The organism is Streptomyces sp. DT224, assembly GCF_049844595.1.
Lineage (GTDB): Bacteria > Actinomycetota > Actinomycetes > Streptomycetales > Streptomycetaceae > Streptomyces.
Genome location: NZ_JBNCLI010000007.1, coordinates 33896 through 51239 on the forward strand (window position 1 = coordinate 33896; position 17344 = coordinate 51239).

Genomic DNA, 17344 nt, shown 5'->3' on the forward strand with positions numbered 1-17344 from the left:
AAGTATGTGAGACCGGCTGTCAGCATCCTTTGGCACCTTCCGACAGGGCGGGCGCCGTCAGGCGTCTGCGTGGAGGCCCTAAACCCCCGCCGCCCCCAGCAGATGCCCCGCCGCGTACGTCACCGCCATGGCCACCGCTCCCCCGCCCATATTGCGCAGCACCGCCGGGCCCGCCGCCGCCTCGCCCAGGCGGGCGCTCCACCAGCCCGTCACGGCCAGCACCGCGAGGACGGCGAGCACGGTCACCGGGACCCGGGCGGTGGCCGGGGGCAGCACGATCGCGAGCAACGGGAGCAGGGCGCCGACGGTGAACGCGAGGAAGCTGGCGCCCGCCGCGTGCCAGGGGTTGGTGAGGTCGTCCGGGTCGATGCCGAGCTCGACCTCCGCGTGGGCGCGCAGCGCATCGCGCTCGGTGAGCTGGACGGCAGCCTCCCGGGCGACGTCGCGGCTCAGCCCCTTGCCCTCCAAAAGGCCGGTCAGCTCGGCGAGTTCCGCCTCGGGGGTCTCCTGGAGCTCCCGCTTCTCGGTGGCCAGGGCGGCCTTCTCCGAATCGCGCTGGGTGGACACCGAGACGTACTCCCCGGCCGCCATCGACAGCGACCCGGCGAGCAGTCCGGCCAGTCCGGCCGTCAGGAGGGCGCCCCGGTCGTCGGTGGCGCCGGCGACACCGACGACGAGCCCGGCGGTGGAGACGACGCCGTCGTTCGCCCCGAGCACGGCGGCCCGCAGCCAGTTGAGCCGGGCACCGAGCCCGGCACCGTGAGGTTCGTCGTGCTCCGGCGCTTGCGTCATCCCGGGATGCTCTCACTTCGCGGCACCACCGGGCACGCACGCGCACCGAATAGGGGACTGTCCGACACGGCCCGTATTCTCTGTGACCATGCTCGACGACCCGCAGACCGCAGCACCATGGCCGGCCGCCTACCCACAGGGGTACGCGGTCGTCGACGTGGAGACCACCGGGCTCGCCCGGGACGACCGGATAGTGTCCGCTGCCGTCTACCGCCTGGACGCGCGGGGCGACGTCGAGGACCACTGGTACACGCTCGTCAATCCGGAGCGCGATCCGGGGCCGGTCTGGATCCACGGGCTGACGAGCGACGTGCTGGAGGGGGCGCCGCTCTTTCCGGAGATCGCCGCCGAGCTGTCCGAACGGCTCGCGGACCGGGTGCTCGTCGCGCACAACGCCGCCTTCGACTGGTCGATGCTGGCGCGGGAGTACGCGCGGGCCTCGGTCACCGCGCCGGTGCGGCAGCGGCTGTGCACCATCGCGCTGGCCAAGGAGCTCCGGCTGCCGCTGGCCAACCACAAGCTGGCGTCCCTCGCGGAGCACTTCGGCGTGGTCCAGCAGCACGCGCACCACGCGCTGGACGACGCCCGGGTGCTGGCCGAGGCCTTCCGCCCGAGCCTGCACGCGGCGGCGCGCGGCGGGGTGCGGCTGCCGCTCCTCGAGTGCCGGCCGCTGACCGAGTGGTCGCACTCGCCGGTGACCCCGCGGTCCGGCTCCTCCCGCTCGTACGGGGGACACACCAGCTGGCGCGCCTCGCGGAAGCGACCGGCCTGCCCGTATCCGAACCCGGGACGGTACGAGAAGGACAAACCGCTCATGCAGGGCATGCGGGTGGCGTTCTCCGGGGACACCTCCGTCGACCGCGAACTGCTGGAGGACCGCGCGGTGGAGGCCGGGCTGCACGTGGCGACCAGCGTCTCGCGACTGACCAGCCTGCTCGTCACCAACGACCCGGACTCGGCGACGTCGAAGACGGTGAAGGCGAAGGCGTACGGCACCCCGGTCCTCGACGAGAGCGCCTTCACGCACCTCCTGCGCGACGTCGCCCCGGCGGTCGCGAAGGTGCCGGCGCCCACGCCGTCATCGGAGTGAACCGGGGCGACTCGCCGCCCCGGCGACCGCGCGCCGCCGCTCGGGCGTCCCACCCTGTGGCGCATGGCACGTTGTGAGGTCTGCGGAAACGACTACGGGATGTCCTTCGAAGTCCACGCTCAAGGAGCGGTTCACGTCTTCGACTGCTTCGCCTGCGCCATCCACCGCATGGCGCCCATCTGCGAGCACTGCCGGGTCCAGGTCATCGGCCAGGGGGTCGAGGTCGACGGACACTGGTTCTGCGGCGGGCACTGCGCCCGCGCGGAGGGGAAGGTGGGCATCGTGGACCGCGTCTGAGGACATGGGGCGGCCACCCCTTCGGCCACCCCGTGCGCGAGACACCCCACGGCCGGTTGTACCGTCGTGGGGTGTACCGCTTCCTGATGACCCGGCAGTGGCTGATCCTCGCCCTCCTCTCCCTCGTCCTCATCCCCACGATGATCGAGCTGGGTTTCTGGCAGCTGCACCGGCACGAGCACAAGGTCGCGCAGAACGCCCTGATCTCGCGCAATCTCAAGGCGGACCCGGTCGCCGTGTCCGCGCTCACCTCCCCCGGCCACACCGTTCCGCGCTCGGACTACTGGCGCACCGTGAAGGCCACCGGGACCTTTGACGAGAAGCACGAGGTCGTCGTCCGCCGCAGGACCGCCACCGACGGCTCCATCGGCGTCCATGTGCTGGTCCCGTTCGACCTCAAGGGCGGCGGCACGGTGCTGGTCAACCGGGGCTGGGTGCCCTCCGCCGACGACCAGCACGCCTTCCCCGACGTACCGGCCGCCCCGAAGGGCGAGGTGACCGTCACCGGACGGCTCAAGGCCGACGAGACGACCGGCGCGAGCGGCATCAAGGACATCTCGGACCTTCCGGACCGTCAGGTGATGCTGATCAACAGCGCCCAGCAGGCGCGGCTGCTCGACCGCCCGGTGCTCGGCGGCTATATCGAGCTGACCGCCCCGGCGCCCAAGAACGGCTCGCCCGAGCCGATCGAGGCCCCCGACGACAGCTCCATCGGCCCGCACATGGCGTACGCCGTGCAGTGGTGGCTGTTCGCCGCCGGGGTCCCGGTGGGCTTCGTGGTCCTGGCCCGGCGCGAGAAGCGCGACCGGGCCGCCGCCGCGGAGGCGGCCGCCGCTGCCGGGGACGCGGCTCCGGAACCGGAGCCCGAGCCGGCCCAGGGGTGACTCCCGCCTCTCCTGGCACACAGTCCGCTTAACGGTGGCCGGGTTCGGGAAGACGCCTGAACGTGACCCCACGCATCGAGGACTACGCCCTCATCGGCGATCTCCAGACCGCGGCCCTGGTCGGCAAAAACGGTTCTGTCGACTGGTTGTGCCTCCCCCGCTTCGACTCGGGCGCCTGCTTCGCCGCCCTGCTCGGCGACGAGGACAACGGCCACTGGCGGATCGCGCCGAAGGGCGCGGACACCTGCACCCGGCGCGGCTACGCGGGCGACTCCCTGGTCCTGGAGACGTACTGGGAGACGCGCACCGGCACCGTCAAGGTGATCGACTTCATGCCGCAGCGCGACAAGGAGCCGGACGTGATGCGGATCGTCGAGGGGGTCGGCGGCACCGTCGAGATGTCGTCCGTGATCCGGCTGCGCTTCGACTTCGGGTCCATCGTGCCGTGGATGCGCCGCTCGGACGGCCACCGGGTCGCCGTCGCCGGGCCGGACTCCGCCTGGCTGCGCAGCGAACCGCCGGTCAAGACGTGGGGCCAGCAGTTCTCCACCTGTTCGTCCTTCACGGTCTCCGAGGGCGAGAGGGTGGCCTTCGTCCTGACCTGGCACCCCTCGCACTCGCCCCGGCCCCAGCGCGTCGACCCCTACGAGGCGCTGGAGAACACCCTGACCGACTGGGCCGAGTGGTCCGCCCGCTGCAAGTACCAAGGGCCGTACCGGGACGCCGTGATCCGCTCGCTGATCACCCTCAAGGCCCTGACCTTCGGCCCGACCGGGGGCATCGTGGCGGCCCCGACCACCTCGCTCCCGGAGGAGATCGGCGGTGTACGGAACTGGGACTACCGCTTCTGCTGGCTGCGGGACTCCACGCTCACCCTCGGCGCGCTGATCTCGGCCGGCTATCTGGAGGAGGCCGCCGCCTGGCGGGACTGGCTGCTGCGCGCGGTCGCCGGGGACCCGGCCGACCTCCAGATCATGTACGGGCTGGCCGGCGAGCGCAGGCTCCCCGAGTCCGAGCTGCCGTGGCTGCGCGGCTACGAGAACTCCGCCCCGGTCCGCATCGGCAACGCGGCGGTGCGCCAGCGCCAGCTGGACGTCTACGGGGAGGTCATCGACTCGCTCCGGCTGGCCCGGGACGCGGGTCTGGACGACAAGCCGCACGCCTGGAGCCTCCAGCTCAGCCTGCTCGGGTTCCTGGAGTCCACCTGGCGCGAACCGGACGAGGGCCTGTGGGAGATCCGCGGGCAGCGGCGGCACTTCGTGCACTCCAAGGTGATGGCCTGGGTCGCGGCCGACCGGGCGGTGCGCAGCCTGGAGGACGACCCCTCGCTGGCCGGGGACGCGGACCGCTGGCGGGCCATGCGGGACGCCGTGCACCGGGAGGTGTGCGAGAAGGGCTACGACCCGGTGCGCAACACCTTCACCCAGTCGTACGGCTCCCGGGAACTGGACGCCTCGACGCTCCTGATCGCCCGGACCGGCTTCCTGCCGCCGGACGACCCCCGGGTGATCGGCACGGTGGACGCGGTGCGCGAGGAGCTGGGCAGCGGCGGTCTGGTGCGCCGCTACAGCACGGACGGCGGCTCGATCGACGGGCTGCCGGGCGGCGAGGGCGCGTTCCTGGCCTGCTCGTTCTGGCTGGCGGACGCGTTGCGGCTGACCGGGCGCACCGAGGAGGCCACCGAGCTCTTCGAGCGGCTGCTCACCCTGCGCAACGACGTGGGCCTGCTGGCCGAGGAGTACGACACGGCGGCGGGACGCCAGCTCGGCAACTTCCCGCAGGCGTTCAGCCATATCGGCCTGGTCGGTACAGCGGTGGCGCTGGCCGAGGCGCAGCCCGCGGAGGAGCGGGCCGCCGAGGACACGGGCCCGGGCGGCACGGCAGGATAGGGCCATGGATCTTGGACTGAAGGACCGTGTGTACATCATCACCGGAGCGACGCGCGGGCTCGGCTACGCCACCGCGCGGGCCCTGGTGGCGGACGGCGCGAAGGTGATCATCACCGGCCGGGACGAGAAGCGCGCCCAGCAGGCCGCCGCCGACCTGGGCCCGGACGCCGTCGGTCTCGCCGCCGACAACGCCGACCCGGCGGCGGCCGAACGGCTGGTGGAGGCCGCCCGGGAGGGCCTGGGCCGGCTCGACGGCATTCTCATCAGCGTCGGCGGCCCGCCGCCGGGCGGAATCGCGGACAACACCGACGAGCAGTGGCAGGCGGCCTTCGACTCGGTGTTCCTGGGGGCGGTACGGCTGGCCAGGGCGGCCGCCGCGGCGCTCGGCGAGGGCGGGGTCATCGGCTTCGTGCTCTCCGGCTCCGTCCACGAGCCGATTCCCGGGCTGACCATCTCCAACGGGCTGCGCCCCGGCCTGGCCGGCGTCGCCAAGTCGATGGCCGACGAGCTGGGCCCGCGCGGCATCCGGGTCGTGGGCCTGCTGCCGGCCCGGATCGACACGGACCGGGTGCGGGAGCTGGACGCGCTGTCGGGCGACGCGGAGGCCGCGCGTACCGCCAACGAGTCGAACATCCCGCTGCGCCGCTACGGCACTCCGGAGGAGTTCGGCCGCACGGCCGCGTTCCTGCTGTCCCCCGCCGCCTCGTACCTGACGGGCATCATGGTGCCGGTCGACGGCGGCCACCGGCACGGCTTCTGAGCCGCGCGCGGTGACATGACGGGGCGGCGGCGCGAACCCCGCGCCGCCGCCCCGTCCGTCAGCTCACCCGTGCCGCCCGGTGCTTGACGGCCTTGAGCCGGACCTCGGCGGGCAGCCGGGACAGCCCCGCGGAGTCCCTTGCGTGGGCCAGCGCCTCGTCGCTCAGCCTCCCCAGCGCCTCGTCGGGCGCGGCGTGCGGCTCCATCAGCAGCCGGACCCGGGCGGCCGGGGTGGAGCGCTTGCCGGTCAGGGTGACCTGGGCGCGGGCGACGCCGTCCAGGGCGCTCGCCTCATCGGCGAGCACGCCCTCCAGAGCGCGGCCGCGCAGCAGGGCGCCCTCGCCGTCGCCGCTGTCCACCAGCACCTCGTTCAGGCGGGAGCGGCGGAACTGGGCCAGCAGCCACCACAGGGCGAGGACCACGAGGACGGCGAGGACCGCGATGACCGTCGGCCACCACCAGCCCTCGGAGCGCCAGCGGTCCCGGTCCGCCTCGCTGAGCAGGACGTCGTTCTTGCCGTACCACGGCCACCAGGACGGCACGGAGAGGCCCGCCGCCGCGGCGAGCACCCCGCCGCCCACGCAGACCAGCACGAGTCCGGCCAGGCCCAGCAGTACCCGGTTGACGGTCCTGAGCACGCCGCTCACCCCTTCTTCGCCGGCCGGCGGACATGGACCGACAGGCTCGGCGGCCTGGCGAGTCCGAGTTCCCGGATGCCTGTGGAGAGCACGGTGTCCAGGTCGGCCCGTACGTCGTCGAGTTCCCGGAAGTGCGAGACGGCGCGCACTCCCACCTTCCTCCGGCCCATGCGGACCCGGACCGACTGAACGCCGGCCACTTCGACGGCCCGGTCGCGCAGCACCATGGCCGCCGCCGTCCGGTCGAGCGCGGCGCGCACGTCGGTGTGTTCGCGGCGCATCGGCAGTAGGTCGCGCAGCCCGGGCGTGAGCGCGAGGAGCAGCAGCCAGAGCCCGAGGGCCGCCGCGACGGACGCGCCGGTCAGCACCCAGACGTCGTCGAGCTTCCGCGTCGCGAGCTCGTCCGCCAGGGTACGGCGCCACCGCATCGCGGAGTGGCCGGCGCGGACCGCCGCCACGTCGTAGAGGAGCAGGCCGCTCGCGCCGAGGACCACGGCGGCGACGATGCCGGCGGGGATGCGGCGGGCGGCCCAGAAGCGCCCCGCGCCGCCTTGGGGCCGTTCCTTGTCGGGCGCGGGTTCGTAGGCCGCGGAGGAGGCCGACTGGTCGAGGGCGAGGACACTGCCGTGTTCCACCGTCCCGGCCTCGGGCGGTCGCCGCGTGCCGTCGTCCGGGTCGTGGGGCTCGGTCATCGAATCCTCCCCTGTGCCGCCAGGCTCGCTCCGGTGGGATGCAGGCGTTCGACCTGGACGGCCACTTCGGGCACCTCCATCCCCGCCAACGCCTTTACCCGCTCGGCGACCCGCCGACGCACGGCACCGCACTGGTGGCCGATGTCAGCGGGATATCCCAGCTCCAGACTCACCCGTACGCGGGCGGTGTCACGGTGCACGGTGACCGTGGCACGCGGCGCCGCCGCTTCCTTCGGGGTCGCGTCGACCGCCTCCTTGGCCGCCTGCGCGGCGATCTTCGCGACCACCCGGTCGGCGATCCGCGTCTCTCCCCGCTCCCCGGCCGAGACCGGGCCGCTCGCCCCCGACACCGCCGTCACCGCCGTCGGTCGCCGCGCTCGCGACTGCGGAAGAAGTCGCCGGGTTCCAGGTCGCCGTCGAAGAAGCGGCCGGCGACGAAGCCGACCGCTCCGAGGGCGGCCACCAGCACAAAGGCTCCGAAGCCGCCGAAGTACCCGGCGAAACCGAGCGCCATGCCGGCCAGCAGACCGGCCACAGCCATGCTCATCGTGTGCTCCTCAACCGCATCGTGTGCTCCTCAACCGCTCGGGGACGCCGGGACTACTGGACGCGGGACTCGGACTCGTCGTCATCGTCGTCCTCGTCGGGCAGCTTCACGTCGCTGACGGCGATGTTGACCTCGACCACCTCGAGGCCCGTCATGCGCTCGACGGCCGCGACGACGTTCTCCCGTACATCGCGGGCGACGTCGGAGATCGACACGCCGTAGTCCACGACGATCTCCAGGTCCAGTGCGGTCTGGGTCTCGCCGACCTCTGCCTTGACGCCCCGGGTGACGGACTTGGAGCCACCGGGGACCCGGTCGCGGACCGCGCCGAATGTGCGGGACAGGCCGCTGCCCATGGCGTGCACCCCGACGACGTCGCGTGCTGCCATTCCGGCGATCTTCTCGACCACTCCGTCGGCGATCGTCGTACGGCCGCGGGTGCCGGGGTCGCCTCCGCCGCGCTTGGTCAGGCTGCTGCCGCCCGAGGTGTTGCCGTCGGAGTTCTCGGGCCGGTTCCGCTGTGGGGTCTCGGTCATCGCCACTCTTCCCTTCGGGACAGATTTGACTACTTTGCCCACATTAAGGGCGCTTGCCCTGACTCGCGCCGCGAATACGGCAGTCTGGTGGCCATGACGACGGCTGACGGCCCGCACAGGGCCCATGCGTGGACGGCTGCGGTACGGCAACGGCTCTCGCTGGGCCGGCTGCTCCCTTTGGGCGGCCCGGCGGACGGCGCCTGGATCGCGGAGCGGGCGGCGGTCGCGGTGCTGCGCCGGGCGGTGTCGGGTCCGGACCCCGGTCCGGTCCTCGGTGAGCTGCGGATCGCCGTGGCCGACCCGGAGTCGGCCCCCGCCCCGCAGGTACCCCCGCCCCCGAGCGCGCTACCGCCGGGTCCCCTACGAATCGAGGCGACGATGACCACGACGGCCGACCGGCCCCTGCCCGCAGCCGCCGACGCGTTGCGCGCGGCACTTCTGTCGGCCGCCGCGCGCCGGCTCGGCCTGGTGGTGTCCGAGGTGGACCTGCGGGTGACGGGGCTGCTCGACGGCTCGCCCGAACGGGTGGAGCCGGAGCCGGCGGAGGTGCGCCCGGTGGACGCGGAGAACGCCGCGGGGCGGGCCGCCGCCTCGGTGGCCGGGGTGGCGGCGCTGACCGGAGTGCTGGGCCCGGCGGTGCGGACGGCCGAGGACCATGTGCGCGTCGAGCTGGCGACGGAGAGCGGTCACCGCGCGCTGGACGTGGCCCGCGCCGTGCGGGAGGCGGTGACGGAGGCGGCCGAGGGGCGGCCTCCGGTCGCGGTGCTGGTCACGGCGGTCGCGGAGGACGGCACGACGGACTGAGCCCTGGTCCGGGGCGGGCCGGCGGGGGACGTCACGGCTCCCGCCGGGCCCGCCCGTACGTCAGCCGAGGGCACCCGCCAGGTCGCGGAGGCGGCGGCCCTGCGCGGCCCGTTCGGCGGCGCGCTGCTCCTCGTACGTACGCGAGACGGCGCCGCCCAGCAGGGCCTTGGTCTCGATGACGGCGTCGCGCGGGGCGGCCAGCAGGGCGCCCGCCAGGTCGCGCGCGGCGCCTTCGAGCTCGGCGGCGGGTACGACGAGGTTGGCCAGGCCGGTGCGCTCCGCCTCCTCGGCGTGGACATAGCGGCCGGTGGCGCAGATCTCCAGCGCGCGGGCGTACCCGACGAGGTGCACCAGAGGATGCGTGCCGGTGAGGTCGGGCACCAGGCCGAGACTGGTCTCGCGCATGGCGAACTGCACGTCGTCGGCGACGATGCGCAGGTCACAGGCGAGGGCGAGCTGGAAGCCCGCACCGATGGCGTGGCCCTGGACGGCCGCGATCGACACGATGTCGTTGCGGCGCCACCAGGTGAACGCCTCCTGGTACCCGGCGATCAGCGCGTCGAGATCGGCCTCCGGGCCGCGCCCCATGTCGAGGAACGACGGCTCACCGTCGAATCCCTCGGGGGTGAACGCCTGGCGGTCGAGCCCGGCGGAGAACGACACGCCTTCGGCGCGCAGCACGACGACCCGCACGCTGCCGGGCAGAGCCCGTCCGGCCTCCGTCAACGCCCGCCACAGAGCGGGAGACTGGGCGTTGCGCTTGGCCGGATTGGTGAGGGTCACCGTGGCAACCGCGTCGTCGACGGTGAGTCGTACGCCGTCCTGGTCGAGCACGGAGTCGAGCGAGGTCATACGGGGCCTCCGGTTCGGGTGCAGTCAGCACATCAAGCTAAGTGACTGAACAGTAACCACCGGATCGACCCTGCGGCCGACCGGGTGGGCACACCCGGAACCAGGGACCTCCGGAGCCGTCCTGTGACGTGCCCCGATCCGCTGTCGGCCGTCAGGCCGTCGCGGCCTTCTTGCCTCGTGTGGCGCCGCCGCGTCCGCGGAGCGTCACTCCGGATTCGCTGAGCATCCGGTGGACGAATCCGTAGGAGCGGCCCGTTTCCTCGGCCAGCGCCCGGATGCTCGCACCGGAGTCGTACTTCTTCTTCAGGTCTGCCGCGAGCTTGTCGCGCGCGGCGCCGGTCACCCGGCTGCCCTTCTTCAGAGTCTCGGCCACCCGTGCCTCCTCGTGGGAAGTGCGCTCTGGACTCTCATGATCACCCCTCGGACGCTTCCTGGCCACCCATTCGGCAAGGTCTCTGCGACCGGATTCGCGCCCCGGGAGTGCGCCCGTGCGACCGGAATGCTTCATTCCAGCGGGCTGCGCGCGGTGTCGTGCGGGTGCCGGGGAAGGAACGTCCAGGTCAGGGCCCGCACGGGCCGGGGGGCGTAAATGGGTGCGCCCGGCAGCTATCTGCCGGGCGCCGCGCCGAGGTACGAGACCTGCTCACACAGATGACGGATCACGAGTAGGCCGAATGATCCGGTCCCGGGGATCAGGCCAGCGCGACCAGGTCCCGGTAGTCCGCGCCCCACAGGTCCTCGATCCCGTCCGGGAGCAGGATGATCCGCTCGGGCTGCAGGGCCTCGACCGCGCCCTCGTCGTGCGTGACCAGGACGACCGCGCCCTTGTACGTGCGCAGCGCCCCGAGGATCTCCTCACGGCTGGCCGGGTCCAGGTTGTTGGTGGGCTCGTCGAGCAGGAGCACGTTGGCGGAGGAGACGACCAGCGTCGCCAGGGCCAGGCGGGTCTTCTCGCCGCCGGAGAGCACCCCGGCCGGCTTGTCCACGTCGTCACCGGAGAAGAGGAACGAGCCGAGCGTCTTGCGGACGGCGACGAGGTCCAGGTCGGGCGCGGCGGAGCGCATGTTCTCCAGGACCGTGCGGTCCGGGTCCAGGGTCTCGTGCTCCTGGGCGTAGTAGCCCAGCTTGAGCCCGTGGCCCTCCACGACGCGGCCGGTGTCGGGCTGCTCGGCGCCGCCGAGCAGCCGCAGCAGCGTGGTCTTGCCGGCGCCGTTGAGGCCGAGGATGACGACGCGGGAGCCCTTGTCGATGGCCAGGTCGACGTCGGTGAAGATCTCCAGCGAGCCGTAGGACTTGGAGAGCCCCTCCGCCATCAGGGGCGTCTTGCCGCACGGCGAGGGGTCGGGGAAGCGCAGCTTGGCGACCTTGTCGGCGACCCGGACCTCGTCCAGGCCGGACAGCAGCCGGTCGGCGCGCTTGGCCATGTTCTGCGCGGCGACCGTCTTGGTCGCCTTGGCGCGCATCTTGTCCGCCTGCGCGTTGAGGGCGGCGGCCTTCTTCTCGGCGTTCTGGCGCTCGCGCTTGCGGCGCTTCTCGTCGGCCTCGCGCTGCTGCTGGTAGAGCTTCCAGCCCATGTTGTAGACGTCGATCTGGGAGCGGTTGGCGTCCAGGTAGAAGACCTTGTTGACGACCGTCTCGACCAGCTCCACGTCGTGGGAGATCACGACGAAGCCGCCGCGGTAGGTCTTGAGGTAGTCGCGCAGCCAGACGATCGAGTCCGCGTCGAGGTGGTTGGTCGGCTCGTCCAGGAGCAGCGTGTCGGCGTCCGAGAAGAGGATGCGGGCCAGTTCGACGCGGCGGCGCTGACCGCCGGAGAGGGTGTGCAGCGGCTGGCCGAGCACGCGGTCGGGCAGGCTGAGCGCGGCGGCGATGGTGGCGGCCTCGGCCTCGGCGGCGTAACCGCCCTTGGTGAGGAACTCCGTCTCCAGGCGCTCGTACTTCTTCATCGCCTTCTCGCGGGTGGCGCCCTTGCCGTTCGCCATCCGGTCCTCGTTCTCCCGCATCTTGCGCAGGATCTCGTCCAGGCCGCGCGCGGAGAGCACCCGGTCCCTGGCCAGGACGTCGAGGTCGCCGGTGCGCGGGTCCTGCGGGAGGTAGCCCACCTCACCGGAGCGGGTGATGGTGCCGGCGGCGGGGGTCCCCTCGCCCGCGAGGCACTTGGTGAGGGTAGTCTTGCCCGCTCCGTTGCGGCCGACGAGGCCGATGCGGTCGCCCTTGGCGATGCGGAAGCTGGCGGATTCGATGAGCAGACGGGCGCCGGCGCGCAGCTCGATGCCGGAGGCGGTGATCACGGGAAGGTACTCCTGGGCGGAAGGAAGGGCGGAGGAACGACGGGTGGTGACGGATCGACGCCGCTACTCACGCACACGCACAAGGAGAACTGCCATGGAAACCAGTCTACTGGCGGTGTCCAACGACTTTCCCGCTGCCCGGGTCACGGCCCCGGGCAGCACGCCTCACGCGCCGGCGAGGCCGGCGGCGGCCCGGGTCACGCGCCCGTGTGGACCTGGAACGCCGCCTTGCGGACCGCCTTCGCCAGCGCCGGGTCCGGGTGGGCCGCGGCCAGGGCCACCAGGACCTGCACCGTGCGGGGGTGGCCGACGGCCCGGACCTCGTCCAGCAGGGCCGGGACCGTGCCCTGGACCGCCGAGTCGAGGTGGCGGACCAGGAGGCCCGTCTCACCGTGGTCCGCGACCGCCGCCGCCGTGTCGACCCAGAGCCACGTGGCCTCCTCGCGGCTGAGGACCTCCTGGGCGTCCTCGGGGTCCGCGCCGTCGTACTCGGCGAGCCAGAGCAGCGCGTACGGGCGCAGCGACGGGTCGGTCCGGACGGCCCGGACCTCGGGCTCCGCGGGGGCTCCGACGACGCGCAGGGCCTCGAAGGCGAGGCCCCGCAGGAGGGCGTCCTCGCCGCGGGCGACGTCGAGGAGTTCGGCGACGGCGCTGCCGACGGGGCGGGCGGCCAGCCAGGCGCGGTATTCGGCGCGGGCGGGTCCGGGGGTGAGGCGGGCGCAGCCGAGGAGCATGTCGGCGGCGGCCTGCTCGATGTTGCCGGCGGGGCTCTGGGCGGCGACGCAGATCTGCTCCAGCTTGACCCAGACCGCCCAGTTGCCGAGCGGCGTCAGCGTGGCCTGGCCCGCGCCGAGGGTGAGCGCCCCGACGTCGGCCAGGCCCTCCAGGGCCCAGTCGAGCAGGCGGGCGACGAGGGCCGGCGGGTGGGCGGTGGGCGCCGGTTCGGCGGGGGCGGGCAGCGGCTCGGGGCCGTACGGCACCTCGCAGCGTTCTTCGTGGAGTTCCGCGACGCGCTGGCCGAGGAGGTCGAGGAGGGCGGGCACGGTGACGGGCCCGGCCGAGAGCTGGAGCAGCGAGAGGACCTGGGGCACCGCCTCGACGGCCTCGGCGACGGCGGTGGACTCGACGCCCCGGGGCGCGGGGTGGACGAGCGACCAGGCGTCGAAGAGGGCCACCCAGCCGCGCAGCACCGCAGAGTCGTCCCGGTCCCAGGCGCGCAGCCGCCAGCCGGGCCGTGCGGTGTCGCCGTGGAGTTCGACCAGTCCGGCCAGCCGGGCCCGGTCCCAGCCGGAGCGCACTCGCTCCGGGGAGATGTCCAGCGCGGCGGCGGCGTGTTCGAGGGTGGCCGGGGGTGTGGTGCCGGGGGCCGCCCCGTCGGCCGCCCAGCGGGCGATCCGTACGGCGTCGGCGAGGACCGTCCTGGCCTGGCGGGCCAGCTCCGCCCGGGGCGGGGTGCCCTCGGGCGGGCGCGGCGCGGGCCTGGTGCGCCGAGTGGTCACGGCCCTTCGGGCGGTGGCGAGGGGTCGCGGGCGGACAAGACGCAGCCTGGAGTCGCGCGGGGTACGGGACGTCACGGGAGCAGTCTTGCCCCTGACGGCCCGAAAGCCCAAACGGAACCCGGGTCACCGGCGTTGACGGGGCGCGCACCGGCCGGGACCAATCGGCCGAACCGGCGCATCACCTCACATCAGGGGCGTGAGGAAGCGGCGCAGGGTCTCCTCGTAGTGGGCCGGGTCGGCGTTCCACATCGCCGCATGCGGAGCGCGGTCCACGGTGTGCAGGGAGACGAGGTCGGGGCGGGCGGCGGCGAGCCGGCGGGAGTGGATCCAGGGGGCCAGGGTGTCGTCGGGACCGTGGAAGACGAGCGTGGGGACGTGCAGGGTCACCGGGACCGAGGTGTCCAGGAGTCCGGTGCCGTGCAGTCCGGTCTGCCCCTGGGCGGCGCGCACGGCCAGGGGCAGCAGCGCGCCGGGGACCCCGCGTGCCGCGGCGAGGCCGCGCAGGGTGTCGGTCCAGTCCAGGACGGGCGAGTCGAGGACGAGGCCGGTGATCCTGTCGCGGAGCGCGGAGCCCGCGCAGGCGTGCAGCGCCATGGACGCGCCGGTGGACCAGCCGTACAGGATGACCTGCTCGGCGCCGTTGCGAACGGCGAAGCGGATCGCCGCGTCCAGGTCGCGCCACTCGGACTCGCCGAGGTGGCCGAGCCCGTCCGGGGAGCGGGGGGCGCCCGGGTCGCCGCGGTAGGCGAGGTCGAGCACGGGCAGCTGCCGGCCGTGCAGGAACTCCAGGAGGTTGAGGGGGTGCTCGCGGGTGGCGCCGATGCCGTGCACGGTGATGACCCAGGTGCGGCGGGGCGCCGGGACGTGCCAGGCGGGCAGTTCGCCCAGCTCGCCGGGGATCCGCACCTCCCGGAAGGCCAGGCCGAGCGCGCTGCCGGGGTCGCCGCTGTACACCTGGGGCGTGAGCCGGACCTTGTCGCCGGGGGCGAGGACGCCGTGGTCGACGCGTTCCAGCCGGCGCACGACGGTGTCGGCGGCCTGGTGGGCGCGGTCGAGCACGGGGCCGACGACGGCGTGGACGTCCTTGCCGGCCAGCCCGTACGTGCCGGGGCGCAGCGAGGTGAGGGACCGGGTCAGGGTGACCTGCCCGGCGGCCGTCGCGTGGACGGTGAGTTCGCGGTCGGCGGGGAGCGGTCGTCCGGGCGGCGTCCTGAGGGCGACGTCGCCCGCGAACCGGCCGGCCGCGACCGCTGCCGCGCCGGCGCCGATGAGTGTGGTGACGGCCGCTGCCGTCGCGGTAACCGGGCGCACCCCCACAGTGTCGTGGCCGGGGCGGCGCGATGCCAGTGGGCAGGGCCGTCCGGTACCGCCCGTGTCGCTTCAACGCCGTCCGGCGCCGCCTCGGCCTTGTTGCCCGTACCCCTTGAGCGCCTCCCGGACCTCGCCCAGCTGGTCCTCCGAGAGCAGGGCCGGGGTACGGCCGGGTACGGCGCTCGCGGTGAGCCAGACGTGGCAGAGCCATTCGAGCTGGGCGGTGCGGTCGTACGCCTCGTCGAGGGTGGCGCCGTACGTGACGGTGCCGTGGTTGGCGAGCAGGCAGCCGGTGCGGTCGCGCAGGGCGGTGAGCATGTTCGCGGCCAGTTCGGGGGTGCCGTACCGGGCGTAGGGGGCGACGCGGACCGTGCCGCCGAGCATCGCGGCGGCGTAGTGGACCGGGGGGACCTCCGTGACCAGGGTGGAGACGGCCGTGGCGTGGACCGCGTGGGTGTGCACGACGGCCTTCGCGTCAGTGTTCCGGTAGACGGCGAGGTGGAGGGGAAGTTCGCTGGTGGGAGCGAGTGTCCCGAAGGTCTGGTTGCCTTCCGGATCGACGCCGGTCAGGTCCTCGGGGCCCAGCTGGTCGTACGCCACTGCGCTGGGGGTGACCAGCACCGTGTCGCCGATCCGCAGCGAGACGTTTCCGGAGGTTCCGACGACCAGGCCCTCGGCCGCCGTGCGGCGCGCCGCGGCGACGACCGCCTCCCATCCCCGGGCGATCGCGTCGTGCTCTCGGTCACTCATACGAAGATCCTTTCCGGCCCCGCCCCGGGCGCCGCCCGGCCACCGCTCCGGGGGTCACCGCAGCGTCCTGCTCAGTTCATCTTCCGTTCACTCAAGTTGCCTACGTTCCACGTGCCAATGACGTCGAACGATTGCCTGGGTAAATGGAACACATCACGCTGCTGCTCGCGATAGTGATCGTGACAGCTCTAGTGTTCGATTTCACGAACGGTTTCCACGACACCGCCAACGCGATGGCCACGACCATCTCGACCGGCGCACTCAAACCCAAGACGGCGGTCGCGATGTCCGCCGTTCTGAATCTGGTCGGCGCGTTCCTGTCCGTGGAGGTCGCCAAGACGATCTCCGGCGGGATCGTCAACGAGGACGGCCTCAGAACCGAGGTCATCTTCGCGGCGCTCGTCGGCGCCATCCTGTGGAATCTTCTGACCTGGCTGGTCGGGCTCCCGTCCAGCTCCTCCCACGCACTGTTCGGCGGCCTCATCGGCGCCGCGGTGATGTCCGCCGGCTGGTCGTCGGTCAACGGGGGCACCGTCGTCACCAAGGTGCTGCTGCCCGCCGTCGCCGCCCCGATCGTGGCCGGCGTGGCCGCGCTCCTGGCCACCCGGCTCACGTACCGGATCGGCGGGAAGATCCGGAACGACGCCCAGGAGAAGGCCACCGCCAAGGGCTACCGGGCCGGCCAGATCGCCTCGGCCGGGCTCGTCTCGCTCGCCCACGGCACCAACGACGCGCAGAAGACCATGGGCATCATCACTCTCGCCCTGGTCACCGGCGGCGTCCTCTCCCCCGGCTCCAACCCGCCGGTCTGGGTCATCGTCAGCGCCGGCCTGGCCATCGCGCTCGGCACGTACCTCGGCGGCTGGCGCATCATCCGCACCATGGGCAGCGGCCTGACCGAACTGAAGCCCCCGCAGGGCTTCGCCGCCCAGACCAGCGCGGCCACCGTCATCCTGGCCTCCTCGCACCTCGGCTTCTCCCTCTCCACCACGCAGTCCTGCTCCGGGGCCGTGATGGGCGCGGGCCTCGGCCGGGCCGGGGGTGTGGTCCGCTGGTCCACCGCCACCCGGATGTTCGTCGCCTGGGGCCTGACCCTGCCGGCGGCCGGTCTGGTCGGCGCGGGTGCGGAGTTCCTGACGAAGCAGGGCACCTGGGGCGTCGTGGTCGTCGCGGCCCTCCTGGTCGCCGGTTCCGGGGCGATCTGGGTGCTCTCGCGCCGCACGCCCGTCGGCCACGGCGATGTCGCGCCCGGCACCGAGGACGCCGCCCCGGCCGAGCCCGCGGGTGTCGTCACCCAGGCCATCGCGGCCGTGAGCCCGCCGCCCACCGCGGCCCAGGCGCACGACCTCGCCGCCACCATTCCGGCGCCCGCCGGTCCCGTCGCCGCCGATCCGGCCCGACCCGCCACGGTCTGACAGACCCCGGTACTCCGGTAAGGACACCCCGTATGAACATCGACTGGGCAGCTCTGGGCACCGTCTTCGGCGTCTCCCTCGTCACCACCGTCGCCCTGGTGGGCCTCTTCACGCTCGGCATCGTCGGCCTCTCCAAGCAGCCGGAGCCGGCTGCCGGGGGCGGTCCGGCGGGCTCCTCGCTCCTGCTGGCGCGCGCCGGGGCGTACGTCTGCTTCGGGCTGTGCGCGGCGGCGGTCGCGTACGGGATCTATCTGATCGTCGCCTGACGCACCGCCTCCCCCGGGCCGGACGCACCTCG

The 17344-nt window shown here is 73.3% G+C and carries 20 protein-coding genes; 8 read left to right on the forward strand and 12 right to left on the reverse strand.

Features of this window, described 5'->3' with window-relative positions; all coding sequences use genetic code 11:
- Positions 1 to 78 precede the first annotated feature (78 nt).
- Positions 79 to 792 (reverse strand): VIT1/CCC1 transporter family protein, encoded by a 714-nt coding sequence (locus ACLQ2N_RS18410; protein ID WP_425814294.1) that lies wholly within the window; start codon positions 790 to 792, stop codon positions 79 to 81.
- 82 nt (positions 793 to 874) lie between these two features.
- On the opposite strand from ACLQ2N_RS18410, the gene ACLQ2N_RS18415 reads away from it, so the two are divergent.
- The 5 genes from ACLQ2N_RS18415 (at position 875) to ACLQ2N_RS18435 (ending at position 5712) form a co-directional block, all read left to right on the forward strand.
- Complete coding sequence (locus ACLQ2N_RS18415) at positions 875 to 1882, forward strand: DEDDh family exonuclease (protein WP_425814295.1); 1008 nt, start codon at positions 875 to 877, stop codon at positions 1880 to 1882.
- Between the two features lie 63 nt (positions 1883 to 1945).
- Positions 1946 to 2179: a hypothetical protein gene (locus tag ACLQ2N_RS18420; protein ID WP_026171732.1), complete on the forward strand. Its 234-nt coding sequence runs from the start codon at positions 1946 to 1948 to the stop codon at positions 2177 to 2179.
- 71 nt (positions 2180 to 2250) lie between these two features.
- Entirely contained in the window at positions 2251 to 3063 is an 813-nt protein-coding gene (locus tag ACLQ2N_RS18425; protein ID WP_425814298.1) for an SURF1 family protein, read from the forward strand.
- 62 nt (positions 3064 to 3125) lie between these two features.
- Complete coding sequence (locus ACLQ2N_RS18430) at positions 3126 to 4952, forward strand: glycoside hydrolase family 15 protein (RefSeq protein WP_425814300.1); 1827 nt, start codon at positions 3126 to 3128, stop codon at positions 4950 to 4952.
- A 4-nt stretch (positions 4953 to 4956) separates the two neighbouring features.
- On the forward strand, positions 4957 to 5712 hold the full coding sequence (locus ACLQ2N_RS18435) for an SDR family oxidoreductase (protein ID WP_425814302.1): 756 nt from the start codon (positions 4957 to 4959) through the stop codon (positions 5710 to 5712).
- 58 nt (positions 5713 to 5770) lie between these two features.
- On the opposite strand, the gene amaP is transcribed toward ACLQ2N_RS18435, so the two are convergent.
- The 5 genes from amaP to ACLQ2N_RS18460 are packed head-to-tail and all read right to left on the reverse strand — an operon-like array spanning position 5771 to position 8124.
- Positions 5771 to 6358, reverse strand: coding sequence for an alkaline shock response membrane anchor protein AmaP (gene amaP, locus ACLQ2N_RS18440; protein WP_425814304.1), 588 nt, complete (start codon positions 6356 to 6358; stop codon positions 5771 to 5773).
- Entirely contained in the window at positions 6355 to 7041 is a 687-nt protein-coding gene (locus ACLQ2N_RS18445; RefSeq protein ID WP_425814306.1) for a DUF6286 domain-containing protein, read from the reverse strand. The genes amaP and ACLQ2N_RS18445 overlap by 4 nt, the downstream gene beginning before the upstream one ends.
- Positions 7038 to 7400 (reverse strand): Asp23/Gls24 family envelope stress response protein, encoded by a 363-nt coding sequence (locus ACLQ2N_RS18450; RefSeq protein ID WP_425814308.1) that lies wholly within the window; start codon positions 7398 to 7400, stop codon positions 7038 to 7040. The genes ACLQ2N_RS18445 and ACLQ2N_RS18450 overlap by 4 nt, the downstream gene beginning before the upstream one ends.
- Positions 7397 to 7588: a hypothetical protein gene (locus ACLQ2N_RS18455; protein WP_143624117.1), complete on the reverse strand. Its 192-nt coding sequence runs from the start codon at positions 7586 to 7588 to the stop codon at positions 7397 to 7399. The genes ACLQ2N_RS18450 and ACLQ2N_RS18455 overlap by 4 nt, the downstream gene beginning before the upstream one ends.
- A gap of 53 nt (positions 7589 to 7641) precedes the next feature.
- Positions 7642 to 8124 (reverse strand): Asp23/Gls24 family envelope stress response protein, encoded by a 483-nt coding sequence (locus ACLQ2N_RS18460; protein WP_425814310.1) that lies wholly within the window; start codon positions 8122 to 8124, stop codon positions 7642 to 7644.
- Between the two features lie 93 nt (positions 8125 to 8217).
- Here ACLQ2N_RS18460 and ACLQ2N_RS18465 point away from each other — a divergent pair, with 93 nt between their 5' ends.
- Positions 8218 to 8928, forward strand: a complete 711-nt coding sequence (locus tag ACLQ2N_RS18465; RefSeq protein WP_425814312.1) for a hypothetical protein — start codon at positions 8218 to 8220, stop codon at positions 8926 to 8928.
- 60 nt (positions 8929 to 8988) lie between these two features.
- On the opposite strand, the gene ACLQ2N_RS18470 is transcribed toward ACLQ2N_RS18465, so the two are convergent.
- From ACLQ2N_RS18470 to ACLQ2N_RS18495, 6 genes are all read right to left on the reverse strand, one after another.
- Positions 8989 to 9780 carry an enoyl-CoA hydratase/isomerase family protein gene (locus ACLQ2N_RS18470; RefSeq protein WP_425814314.1) on the reverse strand — a complete coding sequence of 264 codons (792 nt, stop codon included), beginning with the start codon at positions 9778 to 9780 and terminating at the stop codon, positions 8989 to 8991.
- Positions 9781 to 9931: 151 nt separating this feature from the next.
- Positions 9932 to 10153, reverse strand: coding sequence for a helix-turn-helix domain-containing protein (locus ACLQ2N_RS18475; RefSeq protein WP_018518904.1), 222 nt, complete (start codon positions 10151 to 10153; stop codon positions 9932 to 9934).
- A gap of 319 nt (positions 10154 to 10472) precedes the next feature.
- A complete protein-coding gene (locus ACLQ2N_RS18480; RefSeq protein WP_425814318.1) occupies positions 10473 to 12071 on the reverse strand; it encodes an ABC-F family ATP-binding cassette domain-containing protein in 1599 nt (532 codons plus the stop codon).
- Positions 12072 to 12268: 197 nt separating this feature from the next.
- Positions 12269 to 13570, reverse strand: a complete 1302-nt coding sequence (locus ACLQ2N_RS18485; protein WP_425815003.1) for a hypothetical protein — start codon at positions 13568 to 13570, stop codon at positions 12269 to 12271.
- 183 nt (positions 13571 to 13753) lie between these two features.
- On the reverse strand, positions 13754 to 14881 hold the full coding sequence (locus tag ACLQ2N_RS18490; RefSeq protein ID WP_425814320.1) for an alpha/beta hydrolase: 1128 nt from the start codon (positions 14879 to 14881) through the stop codon (positions 13754 to 13756).
- A 69-nt stretch (positions 14882 to 14950) separates the two neighbouring features.
- Positions 14951 to 15631 carry a class II aldolase/adducin family protein gene (locus ACLQ2N_RS18495; RefSeq protein ID WP_425814322.1) on the reverse strand — a complete coding sequence of 227 codons (681 nt, stop codon included), beginning with the start codon at positions 15629 to 15631 and terminating at the stop codon, positions 14951 to 14953.
- Between the two features lie 143 nt (positions 15632 to 15774).
- On the opposite strand from ACLQ2N_RS18495, the gene ACLQ2N_RS18500 reads away from it, so the two are divergent.
- Together ACLQ2N_RS18500 and ACLQ2N_RS18505 are read left to right on the forward strand one after the other, a co-directional pair.
- Positions 15775 to 17046, forward strand: coding sequence for an inorganic phosphate transporter (locus ACLQ2N_RS18500; protein WP_425814324.1), 1272 nt, complete (start codon positions 15775 to 15777; stop codon positions 17044 to 17046).
- Positions 17047 to 17078: 32 nt separating this feature from the next.
- Positions 17079 to 17312: a hypothetical protein gene (locus ACLQ2N_RS18505; RefSeq protein WP_425814326.1), complete on the forward strand. Its 234-nt coding sequence runs from the start codon at positions 17079 to 17081 to the stop codon at positions 17310 to 17312.
- Positions 17313 to 17344: the final 32 nt, after the last annotated feature.